The organism is Serpens gallinarum, assembly GCF_014836765.1.
In the GTDB taxonomy this organism is placed as follows: domain Bacteria; phylum Pseudomonadota; class Gammaproteobacteria; order Pseudomonadales; family Pseudomonadaceae; genus Serpens; species Serpens gallinarum.
Map to the genome: position 1 here is coordinate 137,156 of NZ_JACSQG010000008.1, position 23,928 is coordinate 161,083.

Genomic DNA, 23,928 nt, shown 5'->3' on the forward strand with positions numbered 1-23,928 from the left:
TGATCTGGATAAAAAAGGGCAGCTTGCGCTGCCCTCTTTTATACCGGTTGCCAAATCAGCCGCGGAACTCGGCACGACCCTTGTAGGGCGCCTTGCCACCCAACTGCTCTTCAATGCGCAGCAGCTGGTTGTACTTGGAGACGCGGTCGGAACGGCACAGGGAGCCGGTCTTGATCTGACCGGCGGCAGTGCCTACGGCCAGGTCGGCAATGGTGCTGTCCTCGGTTTCACCCGAACGGTGGGAAATTACCGCGGTGTAACCGGCGGCCTTGGCCATCTGGATGGCTTCCAGGGTCTCGGTCAGCGAGCCAATCTGGTTGAACTTGATCAGGATCGAGTTGCCGATGCCCTTGTCAATGCCTTCCTTGAGAATCTTGGTGTTGGTCACGAACAGGTCGTCACCGACCAGTTGTACCTTCTCACCGATCTTGTCGGTCAACACCTTCCAGCCCGCCCAGTCGGACTCGTCCATGCCATCTTCGATGGAAATGATCGGGTAGCGCTGGCTCAGGTCGGCGAGATAATCGGCGAAACCGGCGGCGTCGAACTTCTTGCCTTCGCCGGCCAGGTCGTAGGTGCCGTCTTCGTAAAACTCGCTCGAAGCGCAGTCCAGTGCCAGGGTCACGTCGTTACCGAGCTTATAGCCGGCATTGGCGACGGCTTCGGCGATGGCCGCCAGGGCATCTTCGTTGGACGCCAGGTTCGGCGCAAAGCCACCTTCATCACCGACGGAAGTGCTCAGGCCACGTGCCTTGAGCACAGCCTTGAGGTGATGAAAGATTTCCGTGCCCATGCGCAGCGCGTCGGAGAAGGTCTTGGCGCCGACCGGCTGAACCATGAACTCCTGAATGTCGACGTTGTTGTCGGCATGCTCGCCACCGTTGATGATGTTCATCATCGGCACCGGCATGGAGTACTGGCCGGGCGTGCCGTTCAGGTTGGCGATGTGCGCGTAGAGCGGCAGGTCCTGATCCTGGGCAGCAGCCTTGGCAGCGGCCAGGGATACGGCGAGGATGGCGTTGGCGCCCAGCTTGGCCTTGTTCTCGGTGCCGTCGAGTTCGATCATGGCCCGGTCGAGGGCCGCCTGGTCGATGGGGTTCTTGCCCAGCAGCAGGGAGCGGATCGGGCCATTGATATTGGCCACGGCCTTCAGCACACCCTTGCCCAGGTAACGGCTCTTGTCGCCATCACGCAGTTCCAGCGCTTCGCGCGAACCGGTGGAGGCGCCGGACGGTGCACAGGCACTGCCCACGATGCCGTTGTCGAGAACCACGTCGGCTTCCACGGTCGGATTACCGCGGGAGTCCAGAACCTCGCGGCCCTTGATGTCGACGATTTTTGCCATGCTCGTTATTGCTCCAAAGGTTGAGTAAAGCCCGAGGCAATGCCTCAGGCGGTCTCGATAACGGGGAATTGCTTGACCAGGTCATCCAATTGCTTGAGCTGGGTAAGGAAAGGCTCCAGCTTGTCCAGGCGCAAGGCGCAGGGACCGTCGCACTTGGCGTTATCCGGATCCGGATGGGCCTCCAGGAACAGCCCGGCCAGGCTCTGGGACAGACCGGCCTTGGCCAGGTCTGTCACCTGGGCGCGGCGCCCGCCGGCGGAATCGGCGCGACCGCCCGGCATCTGCAGGGCATGGGTGACGTCGAAGAATACCGGGTACTCGAACTGCTTCATGATGCCGAAGCCGAGCATGTCAACCACCAGGTTGTTGTACCCGAAGGAAGAACCACGCTCGCAGAGAATCAACTGGTCGTTGCCGGCCTCTTCGCACTTATTCAGGATGTGCTTCATTTCCTGGGGCGCGAGGAACTGGGCTTTCTTGATATTGATCACCGCGCCGGTCTTGGCCATGGCCACCACCAGATCGGTCTGGCGGGACAGGAAGGCCGGCAGCTGGATAATGTCGCAGACCTCGGCTACCGGCTGGGCCTGATAGGGCTCATGCACATCGGTGATCACCGGCACGCCGAAGGTTTTCTTCACCTCTTCGAAGATTTTCATGCCTTCTTCCAGGCCGGGGCCGCGGAAGGAGGTGATCGACGAGCGGTTGGCCTTGTCGAAGCTGGCCTTGAACACGTAGGGGATGCCGAGCTTGTCGGTCACCCGCACGTATTCTTCACAGGCACGCAGGGCCAGATCACGGGACTCGATGACGTTGATGCCGCCGAACAGTACGAACGGCTTGTCGTTGGCGATCTCGATGTTACCGACGCGGATGATCTTCTGGGTCATGCCTTCTGAGCCTTGTAGTCCAGAGCCGCATTGACGAAACCACTGAACAGCGGGTGACCGTCACGCGGGGTGGAGGTGAATTCCGGGTGGAACTGGCAGGCCACGAACCACGGGTGGTTCGGTGCTTCGACTACTTCCACCAGTGCGCCGTCCATGGAACGACCGGTGACGCTGAGACCACCTTCGAGCAACTGCGGCAACAGGTTGTTGTTGACCTCGTAACGGTGGCGGTGGCGCTCTTCAATCACCTCGGCACCGTAAGCCTCACGCACCTTGGAGCCGTTTTCCAGTCGGCACTCCTGGGCGCCCAGACGCATCGTACCGCCCAGATCGGAGGCATCGGTGCGTGTTTCCACCGCGCCCGTTGCATCCTGCCACTCGGTGATCAGGCCGACCACCGGATGGCCGCTGGCCTTGTCGAACTCGGTGGAGTTGGCATCGGTCCAGCCCAACACATTGCGGGCAAACTCAATGACCGCCACCTGCATGCCCAGGCAGATGCCCAGGTAGGGAATCTTGTTTTCGCGTGCGTATTGAACAGTGGTGATCTTGCCTTCCACGCCGCGCAGGCCAAAGCCACCCGGTACCAGGATGGCATCCACGCCCTCCAGCAGGCCGGTGCCCTGGTTCTCGATGTCTTCGGAGTCGATGTAACGCAGGTTGACCTTGGTGCGGCTCTGGATGCCGGCGTGACTCATCGCCTCGATCAGCGATTTGTAGGCATCCAGCAGCTCCATGTACTTGCCGACCATGGCGATGGTGACTTCTTTTTCCGGATTCAGCTTGGCATCGACCACGCGCTCCCACGCGGACAGATCGGCACCGTCGCAGTCCAGGCCGAAGCGCTCGAGGACATAGTCGTCCAGGCCCTGGGCATGCAGGATGCCGGGAATGCGGTAAATGGTGTCGGCGTCCGGCAGGCTGATCACCGCACGCTCTTCAACGTTGGTGAATAGGGCGATCTTGCGTCGCGAGGACACGTCGATGGTCTTCTCGGAGCGGCAGACCAGTACGTCGGGCTGCAGGCCGATGGAGCGCAACTCCTTCACCGAGTGCTGGGTCGGCTTGGTCTTGGTCTCGCCGGCGGTGGCGATGTAGGGAACCAGCGTCAGGTGCATCAGCATGGCGCGCTTGGCGCCTACTTCCACACGCAACTGGCGGATCGCTTCCAGGAACGGCTGCGACTCGATATCGCCCACAGTCCCGCCGATTTCTACCAGGGCCACGTCGGCATCGCCGGCGCCCTTGATGACCCGGCGCTTGATCTCGTCGGTGATGTGCGGAATGACCTGGATGGTGGCGCCCAGATAATCACCCCGGCGCTCGCGGCGCAGCACGTCTTCGTAGACGCGACCGGTGGTGAAGTTATTGTTCTGGGTCATGCGGGTGCGAATGAACCGCTCGTAGTGACCCAAGTCCAGGTCGGTCTCGGCGCCGTCGTGGGTGACGAACACCTCACCGTGTTGGAACGGGCTCATGGTGCCAGGATCGACGTTGATGTACGGATCCAGCTTGAGCATGGTGACCTTCAGGCCCCGCGCCTCCAGGATGGCTGCCAATGAAGCCGAAGCGATGCCTTTCCCCAAAGAAGAAACAACACCACCCGTGACGAAGATGTAGCGCGTCATGTAAAACCCTAGAAGTCTGCGTTTAAGCGGCCGGCGCCGCCGGGGATAGCGAAGGAGCAATTGCGTACAAATGCAACAATAGCCAACTCCCACGGGCTCCCGAAGGGATCCGCGCAGAAGCTGTAGTAAGACGGGAGCGCAGTCTACCCGAATCGGTTTGGCAGCTCAAACCTCGATCATCGCCAATCGGGCGCGTGCCAAATCAATTCGCCCGTCCCTGCGGCTTCGGGCCGCCACTGCGGCAAATTGCCTACGGCAAGCAACTCTTCCCCTTGGTAGAGCAGTGGCAAACGGTTGCGCACGAAGGCCGGAATATTGCTTTCGTTGAGCAAACGTTTGAGATCACGCCGCCCGCGTCCCGACAAGTGGATGCGTTCGCCACCGCGCCGATACGCTAGACGCAATGCGCCGCCCGGTAATTCACCTGACCAATGGACCGCACCATTGCCCGGCAAGACCACGGGCGTCGTCCCGGCAAACGGCGGCAGCGCGACCGGCTCAGTCAACCAGTCGCCGCTCAACCACCACAGCCGCCCTTCGGCCCGACGCAGCTCGCCATCGGCGAGACGCCAGAGCGGCATCGCATCGTCAGCAGCTTCGCGCAGACTGCGCCAACCCGCCCAATGGTCGGTGTCAGGCAGTCGGGTCAGCGGCGCCAGCCAATGGCGCAAAGCGTTACGTTGGCGGGCATCGGACAGCTGCAGAAGCGGCGCCAGGCTCAGTGACGGTAGAGCCAGCCAGGCAAAGGGCGCCGGCGTGCTGGCCGGTGCCAGATCCTGCATCGCCAGCTCGCCCAGCAATTGCTGCGCTTCTGCCATGTGCATCGCGCTGCGCGCCAGACTCTGCGCAGCCTGCGGCCATTGCTGGGTAAGCACTGGCCAGACGTCATGGCGCAGAAAATTGCGGGCGTACGCCGTGTCACGGTTGGACGGGTCCTCGACCCAGGACAATTCATGTTCGCGAGCATAATGTTCCAGTTCGGCACGCGACACGCTCAAGAGTGGCCTCACCAACTGGCCACGTCCCAAGGCACGACTGGTCGGCATGGCGGCCAGGCCACGTACCCCAGCTCCCCGCAGTAGGCGGAACAACAGGGTTTCGGCCTGATCGTCGCGGTGCTGGGCAGTGACCACCACCTCGCCTTCACCCAGGCCGGTTGCGAGCGCCCCATAGCGCGCCCGGCGCGCCGCCTGCTCAATGCTGGCGCCGGGCGGGACCTCCACCCTGACAACTTGCAACGGCACTCTCAGCTGCGCGCAGAACGCCTGGCAATGTTCCGGCCAGGCGTCGGCCACCGGTTGCAGACCGTGGTGGATATGGATGGCAGTCAGTGGCGGGAGCGCATGCTGCCGATTCAGGCGAGCCAGCAGATGCAACAGCACAGTGGAATCCAGGCCGCCAGAAAACGCCACGCGCCAGGCCGGCGCATTGCACCAAGGCGACAGTATGTCGAGCAGGCGGGATTCAAGCGACATAGGCGCAGCCTCAAACGGCTGGTAAAAGCTGGGGCGCCTGAAGGGTCAACTCCAAGGCCCCGCGATGGATCGATAGAGCACGACCCACCTTGATTCTAAAACGGGCTTCAGGCGATACCGTAGCTCATCAAACGCTCGTAACGGCGCGCCAGCAAAGCATCTGTATCCAATCCCTGCAGCATGTCCAGTTGCGCAATGAGGCTGGCGCGCAGGCTTTGCGCCATGGCGGCCGGGTTGCGGTGGGCGCCGCCCAGCGGCTCCTTGATCACCTCGTCCACGATACCCAGATCGCGTAAGCGCTCGGCGGTGATGCCCATGGCTTCAGCCGCCTCCGGGGCCTTTTCGGCGGTACGCCAGAGAATCGAGGCACAACCTTCCGGGGAAATAACCGCGTAGGTGGAATACTGCAGCATGTTGAGGTTGTCGCACACGCCGATGGCCAGTGCTCCGCCGGAACCGCCCTCACCCACTACGGTCGCGATGATCGGGGTTTTCAGGCGAGCCATGACGCGCAGGTTCCAGGCAATCGCTTCGCTCTGGCCGCGTTCTTCGGCATCGATGCCCGGATAGGCACCCGGGGTATCGATGAACGTCAGGATCGGCATCTTGAAGCGCTCGGCCATTTCCATCAGGCGGCAGGCTTTGCGGTAGCCTTCCGGACGCGGCATGCCGAAGTTGCGGCGCACCTTCTCGCGTACATCGCGGCCTTTCTGATGGCCAATAACCATTACCGGCTTGTCGTCCAGGCGAGCAACGCCACCGACCAGGGCCGGGTCATCGGAGAAATGGCGATCGCCATGCAGTTCATCGAACTCGGTGAACAGGTGCTCGACGTAATCGAGGGTATAGGGGCGTTTCGGATGACGAGCCAGTTGCGCGATCTGCCAGCTGGTCAGGTTGCCGAAGATGCTTTCGGTAAGCGCATGGCTCTTATCCTGCAGGCGAGCAATTTCATCGCCGATATTCAGCGCGTTGTCATTGCCCACCAAGCGCAGTTCTTCGATCTTGGCCTGTAGGTCGGCGATCGGCTGTTCGAAATCCAGGAAATTCGGGTTCATAAATCATCCGTCTTGTTTCGACGGCCAAGCGGCCGGGCGGCTATTCGATATGGCGCCTTACCTTACGGGATCAGGCGCCCACGGTCGAGGCTGGCATGCGTACGCTTAGTAAGCGCCGCTTGCTAGCGGTAGTGCAGGAAGACGTTGTCGCGCCCGAACTGGTCACGCAACGCTTGAATCAAGTTGTCGGTCGGGTCGATCCGCCAGTCCGGGCCGAACTCTAGCAAGGCGCGTGCCTGACTGCCGGTGTACTCAACGGTTATCGGGCAAGCACCGCGATTGCGGCCGCACACATCGGCCAGCCAGCGCAAGCGATGGCCGTGCAGCGCTTCGGTCGTCACCTTGAGCCGCAGGCTCTCGGCCAGACCGGTGCGCGCCTCTTCCAGGCTCATGACCCGCTTGGCGCGCAAGCGCAACCCGCCGGAGAAGTCGTCATTGCTGACCTCGCCCTCCACCACCACCAGGGTATCGGTCTGCAACAAGGCCTGGTTACTGGCGAAGGCATCGGCGAACAACGAGGCTTCAATACGTCCCGAACGGTCATCCAGGGTAATGAACCCCATCTTGTCGCCCTTCTTATTCTTCATCACGCGCAGGTTGACGATCAGTCCGGCAACGGTCTGGGTGTCGCGGGCCGGCTTCAGCTCGACAATCCGCTGACGGGCGAAACGACGAACCTCCCCTTCGTATTCATCGATCGGGTGACCGGTCAGATACAACCCCAGGGTTTCCTTCTCACCGCGCAAGCGTTCCTTGAGCGACAGCTCTTTCGCAGCGCGGTGATTGGCATAGACGTCCGCCTCGGGCTCGGCGAACAGGCCACCGAACAGGTCCATATGACCACTGTCGAGGCTGCGCGCGGTTTGCTCAGCGGCGTGGATGGCTTCCTCCATGGCCGCCATCAATACCGCACGGTTGCGGTCCACACCCGCCTGATAGGATTTGGGGTCGGCCGAGAAAAACGGCCCCAGGCGATCCAATGCGCCACTGCGAACCAGGGCTTCCAAGGTGCGTTTGTTGATGCGCTTGAGGTCTATCCGTGCGCAGAAGTCGAACAGGTCCTTGAAAGCACCACCCGCCGCACGGCATTCAGCAATCGCTTCCACCGGACCCTCGCCAACGCCCTTGATCGCTCCCAGGCCATAGATGATGCGGCCATCATCACCGACAGTGAACTTGAATTCGGAGTGGTTCACATCCGGCGCGTCGATGCGCAGCTTCATGTGCCGGCATTCTTCGATCAGCGGCACCACCTTGTCGGTGTTGTGCATATCCGCTGACAGCACGGCAGCCATGAACGGCGCCGGGTAATGGGCTTTCAGCCAGGCCGTTTGGTAAGACACCAGACCGTAGGCCGCCGAGTGCGATTTGTTGAAGCCATAACCGGCGAATTTCTCCACCAGATCGAAGATGTTGCCTGCCAACTCGGCGTCGATGCCGTTATTGGCGCAACCTTCGATAAAGCCGCCGCGCTGCTTGGCCATCTCCTCGGGCTTTTTCTTGCCCATGGCGCGGCGCAGCATGTCGGCGCCGCCGAGGGTATAGCCGGCCATGACCTGGGCGATCTGCATCACCTGTTCCTGATACAGGATGATGCCGTAGGTCGGCTTGAGCACCGGTTCCAGCCCCGCGTACTGATAGTCCTGATGCGGATAGGAAATGGCTTCGCGACCGTGTTTACGGTTGATGAAGTCATCCACCATGCCCGACTGCAGCGGGCCGGGGCGGAACAGTGCCACCAAGGCAATCATGTCTTCCAGGCAGTCCGGCTTGAGCTTCTTGATCAGCTCCTTCATGCCGCGCGATTCGAGCTGAAACACGGCCGTGGTTTCGGCCTTCTGCAGCATCTCGAAGGTTTTCTTGTCATCCAGCGGGATGAAGTCGATGTTCAGCGGCTCCAGACCCTGCTTGGCCTGTTCGCGGTTGATCGTCTCCATCGCCCATTTGATGATGGTCAGCGTGCGCAGGCCGAGGAAGTCGAACTTGACCAGGCCCGCGGACTCCACGTCGTCCTTGTCGAACTGGGTGACCAGCCCGCCGCCTTCGGCATCGCAGGCAATCGGTGAAAAATCGGTGAGTTTGGTCGGCGCGATGACCACCCCCCCGGCGTGCTTGCCAGTGCCCCGGGTAATGCCCTCGAGCTTGAGCGACATTTCCCAGATTTCCGCCGCTTCCTCGTCCACCTTGAGGAAATCGCGCAGCGGCTCTTCCATCTCATAGGCTTTTTCCAGGGTCATGCCGACTTCGAAGGGAATCATCTTCGACAGTCGATCAGCCAGGCCATAGGACTTGCCCTGGGCGCGCGCCACGTCGCGCACCACCGCCTTGGCGGCCATGGTGCCGAACGTGATGATCTGGCTCACGGCGTTGCGGCCATAGGCATCGGCCACGTACTCAATCACCCGGTCGCGACCGTCCATGCAGAAGTCGACGTCGAAGTCGGGCATGGATACCCGTTCCGGATTGAGGAATCGCTCGAACAGCAGGTCGTAGGCCAGCGGGTCGAGGTCGGTGATCTTCAGCACGTAGGCGACCAGGCTGCCCGCACCCGACCCACGGCCGGGACCAACCGGCACGCCGTTGTTCTTCGCCCATTTGATGAAGTCCATCACGATCAGGAAGTAGCCGGGGAAGCCCATCTGGATGATGGTGCCCAGCTCGAACTCCAGACGGTCGATATAGACTTGCTTCTTCGCCGCGTAATCCGGGGTCTCCGGCGGCAGCAGCACCGCCAGGCGTTCTTCCAGCCCCTCGTAGGACACATGGCGCAGGTAATCGCCGATGGTCATGCCTTCCGGTACAGGGAAGTCCGGCAGGAAGTGCGTGCCCAGCTGCACATCGATGTTGCAGCGCTTGGCAATCTCAACGGTGTTTTCCAGCGCTTCGGGCAGGTCCGAAAACAGCTCCCACATTTCCTCGGGGCTTTTCAGGTATTGCTGGTCGGAATAGGTGCGCGGTCGCCGCGGGTCGTCCAGCGTACGGCCTTCACCAATGCACACGCGGGTTTCGTGGGCGGCGAAATCCTCCTGGTAGAGGAAGCGCACATCGTTGGTCGCCACCAGCGGCGCACCGCAGCGGTCCGCCAAGGCCACCGCAGCGTGCAGGTATTCTTCGTCGTTGACCCGGTTGGTGCGCTGCACTTCGAGGTAGAAGCGCTGCGGGAACACCGCCTGCCATTCCGCGAGCAAGGCGGCGGCAAAGGCTTCGTCCCCGTTGAGCAACGCCTGGCCAATCTCCCCTTCCTTGGCGCCGGACAGGGCAATCAACCCATCCGCGGCATCCTTGACCCACGCACGCTCAATAATGATCTGCTCATTGCGCTGCCCTTCTGTCCAGCCGCGCGAAACCAGCTCTGTCAGGTTGCGATAACCTTTGGCATCCATGACCAGCAGCGTCATACGGGTGAGCGGGCCGTCCTCGTCGCGTCCGGCCAGCCAGATATCGGCCCCGCAGATCGGCTTGATTCCAGCCCCTTGGGCGGCCTTGTAGAACTTCACCAGCGAGCACATGTTGCTCTGATCGGTGACCGCCACTGCGGGCATCCCCGCCCCGGCCGCCGCCTTGACCAGCGGCTTGACCCGCACCAGTCCGTCGACCAGGGAAAACTCGGTGTGCAGGCGCAGGTGAACGAAGGAAACAGGCATGGACGACCTTACGATGACGACGACAAGCGGGGGATTGTAACGGAAAGCACAGACTGCAAGGCGCAGCCTGCCCGAAAAGCGGACCATGTGCACAGCGCGTCACGGTGCCGCCAAGACTCCGGATAAAGCTCGTGGCGACGCGGGCGTTAGGGCGCCAGTACGCTCTCTGCCATGACCGTGACGATCGCCTCCTCACGCAATTCCAGTAGATTGCGCACCGGCGCAAAGGAGCGTCGATGAATGATCGTCGGACCGAGGCGTTGCAAGGCTTCGAGGTGGCCTGGGGTGGGATAGCCTTTGTGGCTCGCCAGGCCGTAGCCCGGATAAATCAGATCCAGCGCCTGCAGTTCCCGATCACGGCTGACCTTGGCAAGAATCGAGGCTGCAGCGATTGCTGGCACACTGGCATCGCCTTGGACCACCGGTGCGCTGGGCACCGCCAGTTTCGGGCAGCGATTGCCGTCGATCAGCGCCAGTTTCGGCGTGACCGACAGGCCTTCCACAGCTCGCTGCATGGCCAGCATGGTGGCGTGCAGGATATTGAGGCGATCAATCTCATCCACCTCGGCGCGTGCAATGCACCAGGCCAGCGCCTTCTCCTGAATCTCCTCAAACAGCTCATCGCGTCGAGCTTCGGTAAGCTTTTTGGAGTCATTGAGCCCTTCGATAGGGCGCGCGGGATCAAGGATTACCGCCGCCGTCACCACTGGGCCACACAACGGCCCGCGGCCGACTTCATCGACCCCGGCAACCAGTTCTTCGACCAGGCTGAAATCCAGACCCAGTTGCATCAGCGTGCCTCCCCGACCAACTCCAAGATCGCCTCGGCAGCCTGACGGGACGCATTGCGCCGCAAAGCGCGGTGAATCTGATCGAAGCCATCGGTTTGCGCATGGCCATCGACGATCAGCGGCGCCAGGGTCTGGGCCAGCGTATCGGGCGTAGCGGCCTCCTGGATCAACTCGGGGACCAACAAGCGCTGGGCGAGTAGATTCGGTAGGGAAATATACGGGCTTTTCACCAGACGCTGGAGAATCCGATAGGTTAGCGGCGCCACCTTGTAGGCCACCACCATGGGACGCTTGTAGAGCAGGGCTTCCAGCGTTGCCGTACCAGAAGCGATCAACACCACATCACAGGCCGCCAGGGCCAAGTGAGAGTTTCCATCGAGCAAGCTGAGCGGCAGATCACGACTGGCCAGCATGCTCTCCAGCTGGGCACGCCGTTCGGCATTGGCGCAGGGCAGGACGAAATGCACATCCGGTCGCAGGCTGCGCAGGCGCTCGGCCGCATCCAGGAACAACGTCCCCAGCTTGGCCACCTCGCCTCCACGACTGCCCGGCATCAACGCAACCACTGCGCCCTGGGCGGGCAGGTGCAGCGTCTCGCGAGCGGCCAAACGGTCGGCGTCAAGGGGAATGTCGTCAGCCAGCGGATGTCCGACGAAGCGCACCGGCACATCATGTTCGGTATAAAACTGTGCTTCGAAGGGAAACAGCGTCAACATCAGATCGCAGGCCTTACGGATCTTCAGCACGCGTTTTTGTCGCCAGGCCCAGACCGAGGGACTGACGTAATGTACCGTCTTGATGCCCGCCTGACGCAGTTTCAGCTCGACATCCAGGTTGAAGTCCGGCGCATCAATGCCTATGAACACGTCGGGCTTGGCGGCGACCAGCTCGGCAATCAATTGCTTGCGGCGCTTGAGCAGTTCGGGCAGCCGGCCAAGCACTTCGACCAGCCCCATGACAGCCAGACGCTCCATGGGAAAGATAGAATCCAGCCCCTCACGCGTCATCAGCGGGCCGCCCACCCCGATAAACTCCACCTCGGGATGGCGCGCCTTGAGTGCTCGCATCAGGCCTGAGCCAAGAATATCGCCAGAGGCTTCACCCGCCACCAGCGCGACGCGCAATTTGCTATCACGCATGGGCTTAGCGGGTAATGCCGCGGGTGGAGTGACGAATCGAATCGCAAAACAGCGCCACTTCCGGGTGGCGAGCCGCCGGCTCGCTCAGCTCGGCCATTGCCTGCTCGACCGTCAAGCCCTGGCGGTACACCACCTTATAGGCGCGACGCAGGGCCTGGATGGCCTCATCGGAAAAGCCACGGCGGCGCATGCCTTCGAAGTTCATGCTGCGCGCCTCGGCCGGATTCCCGAACACCGTGACAAAAGCCGGCACATCCTTGCCAATAGCGGTACCCATCCCGGAAAAGCTATGGGCGCCGATGTGGCAGAACTGATGCACCAGGGTATATCCAGACAAAATCGCCCAGTCGTCCATGATCACGTGCCCGGCGAGCGCCGTGTTATTGACCAGAATGCAGTGGTTGCCAATAACGCAATCGTGACCGATATGCGCGTAGGCCATGATCAGGTTGTGATCACCAATGGTCGTCTCGGAGCGGTCCTGGACAGTGCCACGGTGAATCGTCACACCTTCACGAATCACGTTGTGATCGCCAATCACCAGGCGCGTCGGCTCCCCCTTGTATTTCAGGTCCGGGGTGTCTTCACCGACGGTTGAAAACTGGAAGATCCGGTTCTGCTTGCCGATCCGCGTTGGCCCCTTGAGCACAACGTGGGAGCCGATGACCGTTCCCTCGCCGATTTCTACATCCGGGCCAATAATCGACCAGGGCCCCACCACCACATCAGCGGCCAATCTGGCGCTCGGATCGATGATTGCGCGCGGGTCGATTTCACTCATAGCTTGCGTTCCGCACAAATGATTTCAGCCGAGCATACAGGCTTGCCGTCGACCGAGGCCTCACAGGCGAACTTCCAGATGCCGCGCTTGGAGCTGAGAAAACGCGCTTCGAGAATCAGTTGGTCACCCGGCACCACCGGCTGGCGGAATCGCAGCTTGTCGGAACCAACAAAGTAATACAGGGTGCCATCGCTCGGCTTGGCATCCATCATCTTGAAACCGAGCAGGCCGGCTGCCTGCGCCATGGCCTCGATGATCAAGACACCCGGCATGATCGGATGCTGGGGAAAATGACCATTGAAAAAAGGCTCGTTGACAGTGACATTCTTGTAGGCACGAATGCTCTGGTTTTCCACATCGAGCGTTACCACGCGATCCACCAACAGAAACGGGTAACGGTGTGGCAGGTATTCGCGAATTTCGTTGATGTCCATCATGTATAAAAGAGCCTTACAAAACAAAAAAAGGGATGCAGTAAACGTTAAGCTTCAGATGAGGCATCCCCGTCTGGGGTCACTGCCGCCAGACGCTTTTCCAATTGCTGCAAACGGCGCGCCATGTCATCAAGCTGGCGAATGCGCGCGGCGCTCTTGCGCCAATCCGCAGCGGTCTGCATGGCCGTACCCGAGGAGTAGGAGCCGGGTTCGGTGATCGAACGCGTCACCATGGTCATCCCGGTAACGAACACGTTGTCGCACACCTCAATGTGCCCAACCATGCCAACGCCGCCCGCGATCATGCAGTGACTGCCGATCTTGGTGCTGCCGGAAATGCCGCAGCAGCCGGCCATTGCTGTGTGGTCACCGATCTGTACGTTGTGGGCAATCATGATCTGGTTATCGAGTTTCACACCGAGACCAATCTGGGTATCGGCCAGGGCACCGCGGTCTATAGTCGTATTCGCGCCAATTTCCACGTCGTCGCCGATCGTTACGCCGCCGATCTGGGCGATTTTCTGCCAGACACCTTTCTCATTGGCAAAACCGAAGCCTTCGCCACCGATCACTGCACCTGACTGAATGACCACCCGCCGACCAATGGTCACGTCGTGATACAGGGTGACGCGTGGTGCAAGCCATCCGCCCTCGCCGACACTCGACCGTGCGCCGATGAAACAGTGCGCACCGATACTCACGTCAGCACCGATACGCGCGCCGCTTTCAATCACCACATAGGCGCCGATACTGGCGCTCGGGTCGATCTGCGCATCCTCGGCCACCACTGCACTCGGATGGATGCCGGGCGGTGCCTTGGGCTTGCGGTCGAACAGATGAGACAGCTCGGCATAGGCGAGATAGGGATTGGCAACGATCAGCGCATCGCCCTGGTACCCTTCGGCATCCGCGGCGGTCAGCAAGACTGCCGCAGCCTGGGTCTGCGCGAGGTATTTTCGATACTGCGGGTTGGCCAGGAAACTGAGCTGCTCCGGACCGGCATCCTGCAGGGTGGCCAGGCCATAGATCGATTTGTCAGTGGCGCCACGTACGGCGGCGCCCAGACGGTCGGCGAGTTCGCCGAGAGTGAACACAATAGACTTCATATTCAACGCAACTGATTCATACGCTCAATAACTTGACGGGTGATATCGAACTGCGGCTTCACTTCAACCACCGAACCGCGTTCGAGCACCAAATCGTAATTGCCTTTCTTGAGGACTTCTTCGACAGCCTTGTCGAGCTTCGGCTTGAGCTGCTGCAGCATGTCACGATCCGCAGCGGCCTTGGACTCGTTCAGTTCCTTGGACTGGAACTGGAAGTCCCGTGCCTTCTGCTTGAAATCCAACTCCAGACGCTCACGCTCGGCAGTGGCCAGCTTGTCGCCTTCCTTTACCAGACGATCCTGAATGCGTTTGGCATCGCCTTCGAGGGTCTTGAGCTTATTCAGCTGCGGGCCGTATTTCTTTTCAGCATCCTCTGCGTAGCGCTTGGCGGCATCGGATTCAAGCAGCGCCATCTGATAGTTCAAAACAGCAATCTTCATTTCAGCGAACGCCGGCGCCGCCAGAAGGGCGGTGGCGATCACAACCAATTGGGTCAACTTACGCACGGTGCACTCCAGGGTAGTAGTCAAGCTATTGCTAGGAATTAAAACGTCTGGCCTAGGGAGAACTGGAAGATCTGGGTATCGGCGTCTTCCGGTTCCTTAATCGGTTTGGCCAGGCTGAAGCTCAATGGCCCCATGGCGGTGATCCAGGTCAGCCCCACACCGACCGAACTGGCCAGGTTGTTGAAATCGATATCGCAACTTTCATAACGCGCCTCGCGCGCTGCGCTGCACTGGGTATCGAAGACGTTACCCACGTCCCAGAACAGCGAGGTGCGCAGCGAGCGCTGGTCCTTGACGAATGGCAAGGGGAACAGCAGCTCAACGCCGCCTTGGATCAGCACGTTGCCACCGAAAGGTAGTGGGTCCTGATCCGGGTCGGTAAAGCGCCCAAACTGGTCGTACAAGGGATTTCCATTGGCATCAAAAGCCACTGCGTTAGCTCGTGTGATCAGACTCGGCGTACTCCGCGGCCCCAAGCTGCCATCCTCGAAACCGCGCACCGAGTTGAAGCCCCCGGCGTAATAGTTCTCGTAGAAGGGCAATCCGTCGCTATTGCCAAAACCATCGCCAAAACCGAGCTGCGTATGGAACCGCAGGCTGTACTGATCGCCCAGCGGCTTGAAGATCTGGCCACGGTAATCGATCTTGTAGAACGACAGGTCGCTGCCCGGCAGGGTAATTTCCGCGGAGAGGCTTTGTGAGTGTCCGCGCGTAGCCAGTACGCCACGGTTCAACGCCGACTGCGACCAACCGATCGAGGCCTTGTAGTTGGTATAGGAATCGCCTTCCGAATCGATGAAATCGACGATTTCATCCACCGTGTAGCTACCCGTTTCGATTTCGTCCTGCTGCGCACTCAAGCCGTAGCTCAGACGTGAATATTCGCTGATCGGGTAGCCAAAATTGATACCCAGGCCATAACTGTTTACCGAGTAGCTGGAGACGCTGTAGTCCAGCTCATCATAGTCAGTCTTGCGATAGAAGGCGTTGTAACCCAGGCTGACGCCGTCCTCGGTCCAGTACGGATCAAGGAAGCTGAAGTTGTAGCGCTCCTGGTACTCGCTACGCGTCAAACCGAAGCTGACGCGGTTACCGGTACCTAGGAAGTTGTTCTGGCTGATAGAGGCACCCAGGATCAGACCGGCGTTCTGAGCGAAGCCGATGCTGGCCATGATCGAACCCGAGGGCTGCTCCTCGACGCTGTAGTTCACATCAATCTGGTCGTCGGTGCCAGGCACCTGCGGAGTTTCAACGTTGACCTCGCGGAAAAAGCCCAGGCGCTCCAGACGCGTCTTGGATTGGTCGATCAGATAAGTCGAGGCCCAGCCGCCTTCCATCTGGCGCATCTCACGGCGCAGCACTTCATCCTCGGTCTTGGTGTTGCCGCGAAAGTTGATGCGATTCACGTACGCGCGCTTGCCCGGATCGACGACAAAGGTCACGGTGACCGTATTGTCTTCATCGTGAGCTTCCGGCACTCCATTGACGTTGGCAAAGGTATAACCTTCATTGCCCAGGCGACGGGTCAGCAATTCGGACGTGGTGGTCATCACCTTGCGCGAAAACACCTGGCCTTTCTGAACCAGCAACAAGGCGCGGATTTCTGACTCCGGGACTTTCAGATCACCCGACAAGCGCACGTCGCGGATGCTGTACTTCTTGCCTTCATCAATATTGACGGTGATGTAAACATGCTTCTTATCAGGCGTGATGGACACCTGGGTCGAGGAAATATCCATGTTGATGTAGCCGCGATCCAGGTACCAGGAACGCAAACGCTCCAGGTCACCGGAGAGCTTTTCCCGCGCATATTTGTCGTTGTTCTTGAAGAATGAAGACCAACTGCTGGTCTTGAGCTCGAACAGATCGGTCAGCTCTTCATCAGAAAACACGCTATTGCCGACGATATTGATGTGGCGAATGGAGGCAACACTGCCTTCATTGATATCGATCTTCAAGGCAACGCGGTTGCGCGGTTGCGGCACGACTTCAGTCTTGATTTCAGCCGAGTAGCGCCCCTGGGACACATATTGGCGTTGTAGCTCGTTGCGCACACCCTCAAGCGTGGCGCGCTGGAAAATCTCACCTTCAGCCAGTCCGGACTGCTGCAGTCCCTTGAGCAGGTCGTCGGTGCCAATGGCCTTGTTACCGACGATTTCGATACCCGAGATCGAGGGGCGCTCCACCAGATCGATCACCAGCACGTTGCCGTCACGGCCAAGCTGGATGTCCTGAAAAAAACCGGTCTTGAACAGCTCGCGAGTCGCTTCCACCAGACGGCGATCATCCACCTGATCACCCACGTTCAACGGCAAGGCACCGAAGACACTCCCGGCCGAGACGCGTTGCAGGCCATTAACCCGGATATCGTTAATGGTGAAAGAGTCAGCGTGGACCTCGGCGATCATGAGCGCGGCAAGCACCGCTGGTAGCAAGCGTTTCATGAAGTCCTTTTTATTTGACTGATGAAGATCGGCCTCGAGGGCGGATCCGGAATTCAGCGACGCGTTACAGCCTGCCCAAATCATTGAACAGCGCCAGCAACATCACCCCAATGACCAAACTGATGCCTATCTGCATGCCCCAGGCCTGGACTCGCTCCGGCAACGGTTTGCCCCGTACCCATTCGCACAGGTAGAACAAGAGGTGACCGCCATCCAGAACCGGGATCGGCAACAGGTTGAGAACGCCCAGGCTAATGCTCAGATAAGCGAGAAAATTGAGGAAGTCCGCTATCCCGGACTGGGCCGAAGTGCCGGCCACTTTAGCAATCGTTATCGGCCCACTCAAGTTTTTTACCGAGAGCTCACCGAAGAGCATTTTCTTCAGTGAATCAAGGGTCAACAGGCTCATGGTCCAGGTGCGCTGCATGCTTTGCAGAACAGCCTCAACGGGACCATAACTAATTTCGCGCAGCATATCGTCTGGCCAGTCGATGGCTGTGGCTCCTGCACCCAGATAGCCCACACGGGCCTCCTCTTCGCCACGGCTGGCCAGCGTCACCTTGATCGGCTGTACACGGCCATCGCGCTCCACACTGAACACGACTAACTGACCGGGGCGCTGGCGCACGGCATCAACCAACTGCTGCCAGTCATCCACCTTGACGTCATCGATAGCCACCAACGTGTCACCGTTGCGCAGCCCTGCCGCAACGGCCGGCCCCTGCGGGTCCAGTTGCGCAAGCACAGCAGGTACCCGTGGCCGCCAGGGCCGCACACCCAGCGCGGACAACGGATCAGGCTCTTCGACCCCCCTCTGCCAGGCCGCCAGGTTCAGCGCATAGTTGCGCTCGATGCTGCCACCCGGTTCGCGCACACGGATATCCAGCGTGCCGGTTTCCCCCAGTCGGCGAATCAGTTGCAGATTGACTGCGCCCCAGCCGATGGTACTGCGGCCGTCCACGGCGAGAATTTCCTGGCCCGCCTGTAGGCCGGCCTCGGCAGCCAGACTGTGCGGGGCCACGTGACCGATTACAGGACGTACCTGCTGCGACCCGATCATGGCCAATAGCCAGAAGAACAGCAGGGCAAGCAGGAAGTTGGCAATCGGCCCGGCAGAAACGATGGCGATGCGCTGACGCACCGTCTTGCGATTGAATGCTTGCTCGAGCATCGCGCCTGGCACAGGTGCTTCACGCTCGTCGAGCATCTTCACGTAGCCGCCCAGGGGTATGGCGGCAATCACAAACTCGGTCCCCTGGCGATCATGCCAGCGTACCAGTGGAGTACCGAAACCGACGGAAAATCGCAGGACTTTCACGCCGCAGCGGCGCGCCACCCAGAAGTGGCCAAACTCGTGGAACGTCACCAAAACGCCCAAGGCGACCAAGGTGCCCACGATCATATAAACAGCACTCATCGAAATCCTCCGCAGCAAGTCCCTGCTTCAATGCCTGGGCGCTTCCTGCCCATTCAACAACCGTGCTGTTGCAACCAGCCCTGGGCCAATTCACGGGCTCGACTGTCAGCCCGAAGCACCGCCTGCAGCGCTTCGACCGACACAACCGCCTCGGCGTTCAATACGAACTCGATAATAGTCGCGATCTCGGTAAAACGGATACGCCGTTCGAGAAACGCCGCGACCGCCATCTCATTGGCAGCATTAAGCATGGCCGGGGCACTGCCGCCCGCTTCAGCGGCCTGCCGCGCCAGGCGCAAGCAGGGAAAACGCTGTTCGTCCGGCGCCTGAAAATCCAGCCGGGCAATTTTGAACAAATCCAAGGCCGACACGCCAGCGTCGATCCGCTCGGGCCAGGCCAGCGCATGGGCGATAGGTGTGCGCATGTCCGGGTTGCCCAACTGAGCAAGCACCGATCCATCCACATAATCGACCAGCGAATGAATCACGCTCTGCGGGTGGATCACCACTTCAACCTGCTCTGGCCGGGCATCGAACAGCCAGCAGGCCTCGATCAGCTCCAACCCCTTGTTCATCATGCTCGCCGAATCCACGGAAATCTTGCGTCCCATGGACCAGTTCGGATGTTTGCAGGCTTGTTCGGGCGTGACATCGGCCAAGGCCGACACCGGCATTTCGCGAAACGGCCCACCCGACGCGGTGAGCAGGATACGCCGTACGCCTACAGCCGAAAGCCCACGACCGAAATCGCGAGGCAGACTTTGGAAAATTGCATTGTGCTCACTGTCGATCGGCAGCAAGACCGCGTTGTGCTCACGCACCGCCTGCATGAACAGGGCACCAGACATGACCAGTGCTTCCTTGTTGGCCAACAGCACGCGCTTGCCGGCCCTAACGGCAGCCAGAGTGGGCTGCAAGCCCGCCGCACCGACAATCGCTGCCATCACCGCATCGACGTCCGGGTGGGCCGCAACCGCGCACAACCCCGCCTCACCCGCCAGCACCTCGGTTTTCAACCCGGCCAGACGCAGGCGTAATTGAAGCTCACGTGCGGTCGCCTCATCGGCCGCCACGGCAAACTGCGGGCGATGGCGCAGACACAACGCTTCAAGCTCGGTCAACCGGGAAAAGCCGGTCAAGGCGAAGACTTCGTAGCGTTGAGGATGACGCGCCAAGACATCCAAGGTGCTGAGGCCAATGGAACCGGTCGCACCCAGAACAGTGATCTGTTGCGGCCTCACAAGCTGCCCCAACCGGCCAGCCAGAGCAGTACCGCGAATACCGGTATGGCTGCGGTCAGGCTGTCGATGCGATCCAGCACGCCGCCGTGACCGGGGAGCAGATTGCTACTGTCCTTAAGTCCAGCCTGGCGCTTGAACATGCTTTCTGTCAGGTCGCCTACAACGGAGATCAGCACAACCACCGCCGCACCAGCTATCGCGATCAGCAGCGCAGATCCTGACCAATCACGGGTCAGACCTACCGCCAGAGTGACCAGCAGGCTGGCTGCCAGGCCACCGAACACGCCTTCCCAGCTCTTGCCAGGACTGACCTGCGGCGCCAATTTGTTTTTGCCGAAGCGCCGCCCACTGAAATAGGCACCGATATCCGCAACCCAGACCAACACCATCACGGCAAGGATGAGGCCATTTGCCTCAGGCCATTGCTTGAACAGCATCAATCCCTGCCAGGCAGGCAAGAGGATCAATAGCCCGATCAGCAGCCGCACCGGCAGTGCCCGCCAAGCGGCCGCACTGCGTGGATATTTAAGCACGGCGACAACCGCTACCAGCCACCACGCAACACCCAGCAGTAACACCGGCGCCGCTAGAATTGGAAAGCGGTGCAGCCAACCGAGCAAAATGGCGACAATCAAGGCATAGGCAAGACGCTGCGACTGACCGTGCAGGCCTGCCAGACGCGCCCACTCCCACCCCCCCAGTACCACTACCGCCCCAATGAACAGGGCGAAGGCGACGCCTTCCAGCAGAAAAAAGCCTGCCAGGGCAACGGGTAGCAAGATCAGCGCGGTGATAATCCGTTGTTTCAACATCAGCGATGCGACTCCGCAGCCACTTGCTCGCAGGTCTTGCCGAAGCGGCGTTGGCGAGTGGCGAAATTGGCCAGCGCCTTGCGCATGGCCTCGTGTTTGAAATCCGGCCAGTACAGATCGGAAAAATAGAGCTCGCTATAGGCGAGTTGCCAGAGCAGGAAATTGCTGATGCGATGTTCGCCGCCCGTGCGGATGCACAGGTCCGGCAGAGGCAGATCACCTGTGGTCAGGGCGCTTTGCAACATCGGGGCCGTTATCTCCTCGGCGCGCAGCTCACCGGCTTGCACTTGGGTAGCCAATTGCTGCACGGCTTGAACGATATCCCACTGACCGCCGTAATTGGCCGCGATCTGGAGCACGAAGCGGCGATGCCCGGCGGTGAGTTCTTCTGCCTCGCGCATGGCTGCCTGCAACTCCGGATGGAAGCGCGAGCGATCACCGATAATGCGCAGCCGGATGTCGTTCTCATTGAGCTTTTTCGCCTCACGACGCAATGCACTCAAGAACAGCTCCATCAGCGCACTCACCTCATCGGCGGGGCGCTGCCAGTTTTCACTGGAGAAGGCGAACAGCGTCAAGACCTCGACGCCCGACTCGACGCACACCTCAATGGCGGCACGCACCGCACTTACGCCGGCCTTGTGACCGGCGACACCAGGCAACAGGCGTTTCTTTGCCCAGCGGTTATTCCCATCCATGATGATTGCCACATGCCGAGGCACAATCCCCGGCGAGGCGTCCTGTTTCTTCATGTTCATGCGGTTGCCTGCCCGGCTTAAACGGCCATCAGGTCGGTTTCCTTGGCTTCCAGGGCCTTTTCGATCTCACCCACAAACTTGTCGGTCAGTTTCTGCACATCATCGGCAGCACGGCGCTCCTCGTCTTCGCTGATTTCCTTTTCCTTGACCAGATCCTTGAGCTGAGCCAGCGCATCGCGACGGATATTGCGCACCGCCACACGGGCGTTTTCAGCTTCGGAGCGCGCCTGCTTGGTGAAACCCTTGCGGGTTTCCTCGGTCAGCGCCGGCATCGGTACGCGGATGGTCGTCCCAGAAGTAGCCGGATTGAGGCCCAGATCCGAGGTCATGATGGCCTTTTCCACAGCCTGGATCATGCCCTTGTCGAATACCGACAATGCCAGGGTGCGAGAATCCTCAACGGTCACGTTGGCGATCTGGCGCAGCGGGGTATCGCTGCCGTAATAGGACACCATGACGCTGTCCAGAATGCTCGGATGAGCACGCCCGGTACGAATCTTGGCGAATGCGCCTTGCAGAGATTCCAGGCTTTTCTGCATACGCTCCTGCGCGTCTTGCTTGATGTCGTTGATCATTCGTTCGACTCCTCGATCAGGGTTCCTTCGGCACCACCCAGAACAATGTTCAGCAGGGCACCCGGCTTGTTCATGTTGAAAACCCGCAGCGGCATCTTGTGGTCGCGGCACAGGCAAATAGCGGTCAGGTCCATCACACCCAGCTTGCGATCCAGCACGCCATCATAGGTCAGGCGCTCGAATTTTTCGGCGTTCGGGTCCTTGAATGGATCGGCAGTGTACACGCCATCCACCTTGGTCGCCTTGAGCACTACATCGGCACTGACTTCAATCGCGCGCAGGCAAGCGGCCGAGTCGGTGGTGAAGAAAGGATTGCCGGTGCCCGCGGCGAAAATCACCACTTCACCGGTCTTCAGATGGCGCATGGCCTTGCGACGGTCATAATGGTCCGTCACACCGACCATGGAGATAGCCGACATCACCAGCGCAGGGATATTCGAGCGTTCCAGCGCATCACGCATGGCCAGCGCGTTCATCACCGTGGCCAGCATGCCCATGTGGTCACCGGTGACACGATCCATCCCGGCCGCGGAAAGTGCAGCACCGCGGAACAGGTTGCCACCGCCAATCACCAGGCCGACTTGCACGCCGATGCCAACCAGTTGGCCGACTTCCAGCGCCATTCGATCAAGCACCTTGGGGTCGATGCCGAAATCTTCCGACCCCATCAGGGCTTCGCCGCTAAGTTTGAGCAGAATGCGTTTATAGCGAGGTTGCTGACCACTCACCTGCTGAGCCATTGCGAGTCTCTCCTGCGGCGTAATTCAAATTCACAGGCCTGTGCCTGCATAGTTGCGCTGTATCAGCGCCTGTCTATAAAGGGGTAACACCCCGGGGCCGACAAACAAATTCACTGGCCCTGCTTTGACGAAGAGGCCGCACGCGTGAGCGGGCAGCCTCTTCGGAACTACAGCATTTGAAGCGCGCCTGTCTTACTGCTTGCTGGCAGCAACCTGGGCGGCTACTTCGGCAGCAAAGTCGACTTCAGCCTTCTCGATACCTTCGCCTACTTCGAAACGCACGAAGGATACGACTTCGGCACCGGCCTTCTTGGCCAACGCACCGACTTTGACTTCCGGATCCTTGACGAACGGCTGCTCGACCAGGCTGGCTTCAGCGAGGAACTTGCTGATGCGGCCCTTGATCATGTTCTCGACGATATTTTCCGGCTTGCCGGCAATCTTGTCGGCGTTCAGCGCCAGGAAAATTTCCTTTTCCTTGGCCACGGCTTCTTCGGAAACCTGATCCGGAGTGACGAACTGCGGGTTGCTGGCCGCAACGTGCATGGCAATTTCACGAGCCAGTTCGCTGTCACCACCCTTGAGGGTGACCAGTACGCCAATGCGATGGCCGTGCAGGTAGGCACCGACTACATCACCTTCGGTGCGGGTCAGGCGACGGATGTTGACGTTTTCGCCACACTTGGCAACCAGGGCTTCGCGAGCCGGCTCCATGTCGGCGATCAGCGGAGCAGCATCGCTGTAACCCGCGGCGAACGCTTTTTCGACGCTCTGTGCGACAAACGCCTTGAAATCTTCCTGCAGGGCCAGGAAGTCAGTCTGCGAGTTGACTTCGATGATCACGGCAGACTTGCCATCATCAGCAACCTTGACTGCGATGGAACCTTCGGCGGCGATGTTGCCAGCCTTCTTGGCAGCCTTGATGGCACCAGCGGCGCGCATGTCGTCGATGGCCTTTTCGATATCGCCACCGGCAGCGGTCAGGGCCTTCTTGCAATCCATCATGCCTTGGCCAGTACGCTCACGCAGTTCTTTGACCAGGGCTGCAGTAATCTCTGCCATGTTAGCAATCCTCTAAAAAGGGTTTCAACCAGATGCCCGGCAGGCCGGACACTCAATTCGGAAGTGGCAAAAAGGGGGCTTC

At 60.2% G+C, this 23,928-nt stretch carries 20 protein-coding genes; all 20 read right to left on the reverse strand.

The genetic code is table 11. The features are described from left to right. Nucleotides 1-55: 55 nt before the first annotated feature. Nucleotides 56-1,345 carry a phosphopyruvate hydratase gene (gene eno, locus H9642_RS14480; protein ID WP_251837162.1) on the reverse strand — a complete coding sequence of 430 codons (1,290 nt, stop codon included), beginning with the start codon at nucleotides 1,343-1,345 and terminating at the stop codon, nucleotides 56-58. Nucleotides 1,346-1,389: 44 nt separating this feature from the next. Continuing rightward, nucleotides 1,390-2,235, reverse strand: coding sequence for a 3-deoxy-8-phosphooctulonate synthase (kdsA, locus tag H9642_RS14485; protein WP_251837163.1), 846 nt, complete (start codon nucleotides 2,233-2,235; stop codon nucleotides 1,390-1,392). Next, on the reverse strand, nucleotides 2,232-3,863 hold the full coding sequence (pyrG, locus tag H9642_RS14490; protein ID WP_251837164.1) for a CTP synthase: 1,632 nt from the start codon (nucleotides 3,861-3,863) through the stop codon (nucleotides 2,232-2,234). Before pyrG ends, kdsA begins: the two co-directional genes overlap by 4 nt. 176 nt (nucleotides 3,864-4,039) lie before the next feature. Next, nucleotides 4,040-5,338 carry a tRNA lysidine(34) synthetase TilS gene (tilS, locus tag H9642_RS14495; protein WP_251837165.1) on the reverse strand — a complete coding sequence of 433 codons (1,299 nt, stop codon included), beginning with the start codon at nucleotides 5,336-5,338 and terminating at the stop codon, nucleotides 4,040-4,042. Nucleotides 5,339-5,445: 107 nt separating this feature from the next. After that, complete coding sequence (locus H9642_RS14500; RefSeq protein ID WP_251837166.1) at nucleotides 5,446-6,396, reverse strand: acetyl-CoA carboxylase carboxyltransferase subunit alpha; 951 nt, start codon at nucleotides 6,394-6,396, stop codon at nucleotides 5,446-5,448. Nucleotides 6,397-6,518: 122 nt separating this feature from the next. After that, nucleotides 6,519-10,040, reverse strand: coding sequence for a DNA polymerase III subunit alpha (dnaE, locus tag H9642_RS14505; RefSeq protein ID WP_251837167.1), 3,522 nt, complete (start codon nucleotides 10,038-10,040; stop codon nucleotides 6,519-6,521). A 146-nt stretch (nucleotides 10,041-10,186) separates the two neighbouring features. Beyond that, complete coding sequence (gene rnhB, locus H9642_RS14510) at nucleotides 10,187-10,831, reverse strand: ribonuclease HII (protein ID WP_251837168.1); 645 nt, start codon at nucleotides 10,829-10,831, stop codon at nucleotides 10,187-10,189. Further along, nucleotides 10,831-11,970 (reverse strand): lipid-A-disaccharide synthase, encoded by a 1,140-nt coding sequence (lpxB, locus tag H9642_RS14515; RefSeq protein ID WP_251837169.1) that lies wholly within the window; start codon nucleotides 11,968-11,970, stop codon nucleotides 10,831-10,833. The genes rnhB and lpxB overlap by 1 nt, the downstream gene beginning before the upstream one ends. Before the next feature lie 4 nt (nucleotides 11,971-11,974). Beyond that, entirely contained in the window at nucleotides 11,975-12,751 is a 777-nt protein-coding gene (gene lpxA / locus H9642_RS14520) for an acyl-ACP--UDP-N-acetylglucosamine O-acyltransferase (RefSeq protein WP_251837170.1), read from the reverse strand. Beyond that, nucleotides 12,748-13,188: a 3-hydroxyacyl-ACP dehydratase FabZ gene (gene fabZ / locus H9642_RS14525; protein ID WP_251837171.1), complete on the reverse strand. Its 441-nt coding sequence runs from the start codon at nucleotides 13,186-13,188 to the stop codon at nucleotides 12,748-12,750. Before fabZ ends, lpxA begins: the two co-directional genes overlap by 4 nt. Nucleotides 13,189-13,232: 44 nt before the next feature. Then, nucleotides 13,233-14,291 (reverse strand): UDP-3-O-(3-hydroxymyristoyl)glucosamine N-acyltransferase, encoded by a 1,059-nt coding sequence (gene lpxD / locus H9642_RS14530; RefSeq protein WP_251837172.1) that lies wholly within the window; start codon nucleotides 14,289-14,291, stop codon nucleotides 13,233-13,235. Nucleotides 14,292-14,293: 2 nt separating this feature from the next. Then, nucleotides 14,294-14,797, reverse strand: coding sequence for an OmpH/Skp family outer membrane protein (locus H9642_RS14535; RefSeq protein ID WP_251837173.1), 504 nt, complete (start codon nucleotides 14,795-14,797; stop codon nucleotides 14,294-14,296). 38 nt (nucleotides 14,798-14,835) lie between these two features. After that, nucleotides 14,836-17,241, reverse strand: a complete 2,406-nt coding sequence (gene bamA, locus H9642_RS14540; RefSeq protein ID WP_251837174.1) for an outer membrane protein assembly factor BamA — start codon at nucleotides 17,239-17,241, stop codon at nucleotides 14,836-14,838. Between the two features lie 64 nt (nucleotides 17,242-17,305). Continuing rightward, the gene (rseP, locus tag H9642_RS14545) at nucleotides 17,306-18,658 is read right to left on the reverse strand and encodes a sigma E protease regulator RseP (protein WP_251837175.1); all 1,353 of its coding nucleotides are present in this window, start codon (nucleotides 18,656-18,658) and stop codon (nucleotides 17,306-17,308) included. 53 nt (nucleotides 18,659-18,711) lie between these two features. Next, nucleotides 18,712-19,899: a 1-deoxy-D-xylulose-5-phosphate reductoisomerase gene (gene ispC / locus H9642_RS14550; RefSeq protein WP_433962710.1), complete on the reverse strand. Its 1,188-nt coding sequence runs from the start codon at nucleotides 19,897-19,899 to the stop codon at nucleotides 18,712-18,714. Further along, the gene (locus H9642_RS14555; protein WP_251837177.1) at nucleotides 19,896-20,711 is read right to left on the reverse strand and encodes a phosphatidate cytidylyltransferase; all 816 of its coding nucleotides are present in this window, start codon (nucleotides 20,709-20,711) and stop codon (nucleotides 19,896-19,898) included. Before H9642_RS14555 ends, ispC begins: the two co-directional genes overlap by 4 nt. Continuing rightward, nucleotides 20,711-21,469 carry a polyprenyl diphosphate synthase gene (uppS, locus tag H9642_RS14560; protein WP_433962711.1) on the reverse strand — a complete coding sequence of 253 codons (759 nt, stop codon included), beginning with the start codon at nucleotides 21,467-21,469 and terminating at the stop codon, nucleotides 20,711-20,713. Before uppS ends, H9642_RS14555 begins: the two co-directional genes overlap by 1 nt. Nucleotides 21,470-21,486: 17 nt before the next feature. Beyond that, entirely contained in the window at nucleotides 21,487-22,044 is a 558-nt protein-coding gene (gene frr / locus H9642_RS14565; protein WP_251837178.1) for a ribosome recycling factor, read from the reverse strand. Beyond that, nucleotides 22,041-22,784 (reverse strand): UMP kinase, encoded by a 744-nt coding sequence (pyrH, locus tag H9642_RS14570; protein WP_251837179.1) that lies wholly within the window; start codon nucleotides 22,782-22,784, stop codon nucleotides 22,041-22,043. Before pyrH ends, frr begins: the two co-directional genes overlap by 4 nt. Nucleotides 22,785-22,976: 192 nt before the next feature. Beyond that, nucleotides 22,977-23,846: a translation elongation factor Ts gene (gene tsf, locus H9642_RS14575; RefSeq protein ID WP_251837180.1), complete on the reverse strand. Its 870-nt coding sequence runs from the start codon at nucleotides 23,844-23,846 to the stop codon at nucleotides 22,977-22,979. Nucleotides 23,847-23,928: the final 82 nt, after the last annotated feature.

Coding starts and splice junctions, on each gene's coding strand:
- eno (WP_251837162.1), bottom strand. CDS start 1,345: ATGGCAAAAATCGTCGACATCAAGGGCCGCGAGGTTCTGGACTCCCGC.
- kdsA (WP_251837163.1), bottom strand. CDS start 2,235: ATGACCCAGAAGATCATCCGCGTCGGTAACATCGAGATCGCCAACGAC.
- pyrG (WP_251837164.1), bottom strand. CDS start 3,863: ATGACGCGCTACATCTTCGTCACGGGTGGTGTTGTTTCTTCTTTGGGG.
- tilS (WP_251837165.1), bottom strand. CDS start 5,338: ATGTCGCTTGAATCCCGCCTGCTCGACATACTGTCGCCTTGGTGCAAT.
- H9642_RS14500 (WP_251837166.1), bottom strand. CDS start 6,396: ATGAACCCGAATTTCCTGGATTTCGAACAGCCGATCGCCGACCTACAG.
- dnaE (WP_251837167.1), bottom strand. CDS start 10,040: ATGCCTGTTTCCTTCGTTCACCTGCGCCTGCACACCGAGTTTTCCCTG.
- rnhB (WP_251837168.1), bottom strand. CDS start 10,831: ATGCAACTGGGTCTGGATTTCAGCCTGGTCGAAGAACTGGTTGCCGGG.
- lpxB (WP_251837169.1), bottom strand. CDS start 11,970: ATGCGTGATAGCAAATTGCGCGTCGCGCTGGTGGCGGGTGAAGCCTCT.
- lpxA (WP_251837170.1), bottom strand. CDS start 12,751: ATGAGTGAAATCGACCCGCGCGCAATCATCGATCCGAGCGCCAGATTG.
- fabZ (WP_251837171.1), bottom strand. CDS start 13,188: ATGATGGACATCAACGAAATTCGCGAATACCTGCCACACCGTTACCCG.
- lpxD (WP_251837172.1), bottom strand. CDS start 14,291: ATGAAGTCTATTGTGTTCACTCTCGGCGAACTCGCCGACCGTCTGGGC.
- bamA (WP_251837174.1), bottom strand. CDS start 17,241: ATGAAACGCTTGCTACCAGCGGTGCTTGCCGCGCTCATGATCGCCGAG.
- rseP (WP_251837175.1), bottom strand. CDS start 18,658: ATGAGTGCTGTTTATATGATCGTGGGCACCTTGGTCGCCTTGGGCGTT.
- H9642_RS14555 (WP_251837177.1), bottom strand. CDS start 20,711: ATGTTGAAACAACGGATTATCACCGCGCTGATCTTGCTACCCGTTGCC.
- uppS (WP_433962711.1), bottom strand. CDS start 21,469: ATGAACATGAAGAAACAGGACGCCTCGCCGGGGATTGTGCCTCGGCAT.
- frr (WP_251837178.1), bottom strand. CDS start 22,044: ATGATCAACGACATCAAGCAAGACGCGCAGGAGCGTATGCAGAAAAGC.
- pyrH (WP_251837179.1), bottom strand. CDS start 22,784: ATGGCTCAGCAGGTGAGTGGTCAGCAACCTCGCTATAAACGCATTCTG.
- tsf (WP_251837180.1), bottom strand. CDS start 23,846: ATGGCAGAGATTACTGCAGCCCTGGTCAAAGAACTGCGTGAGCGTACT.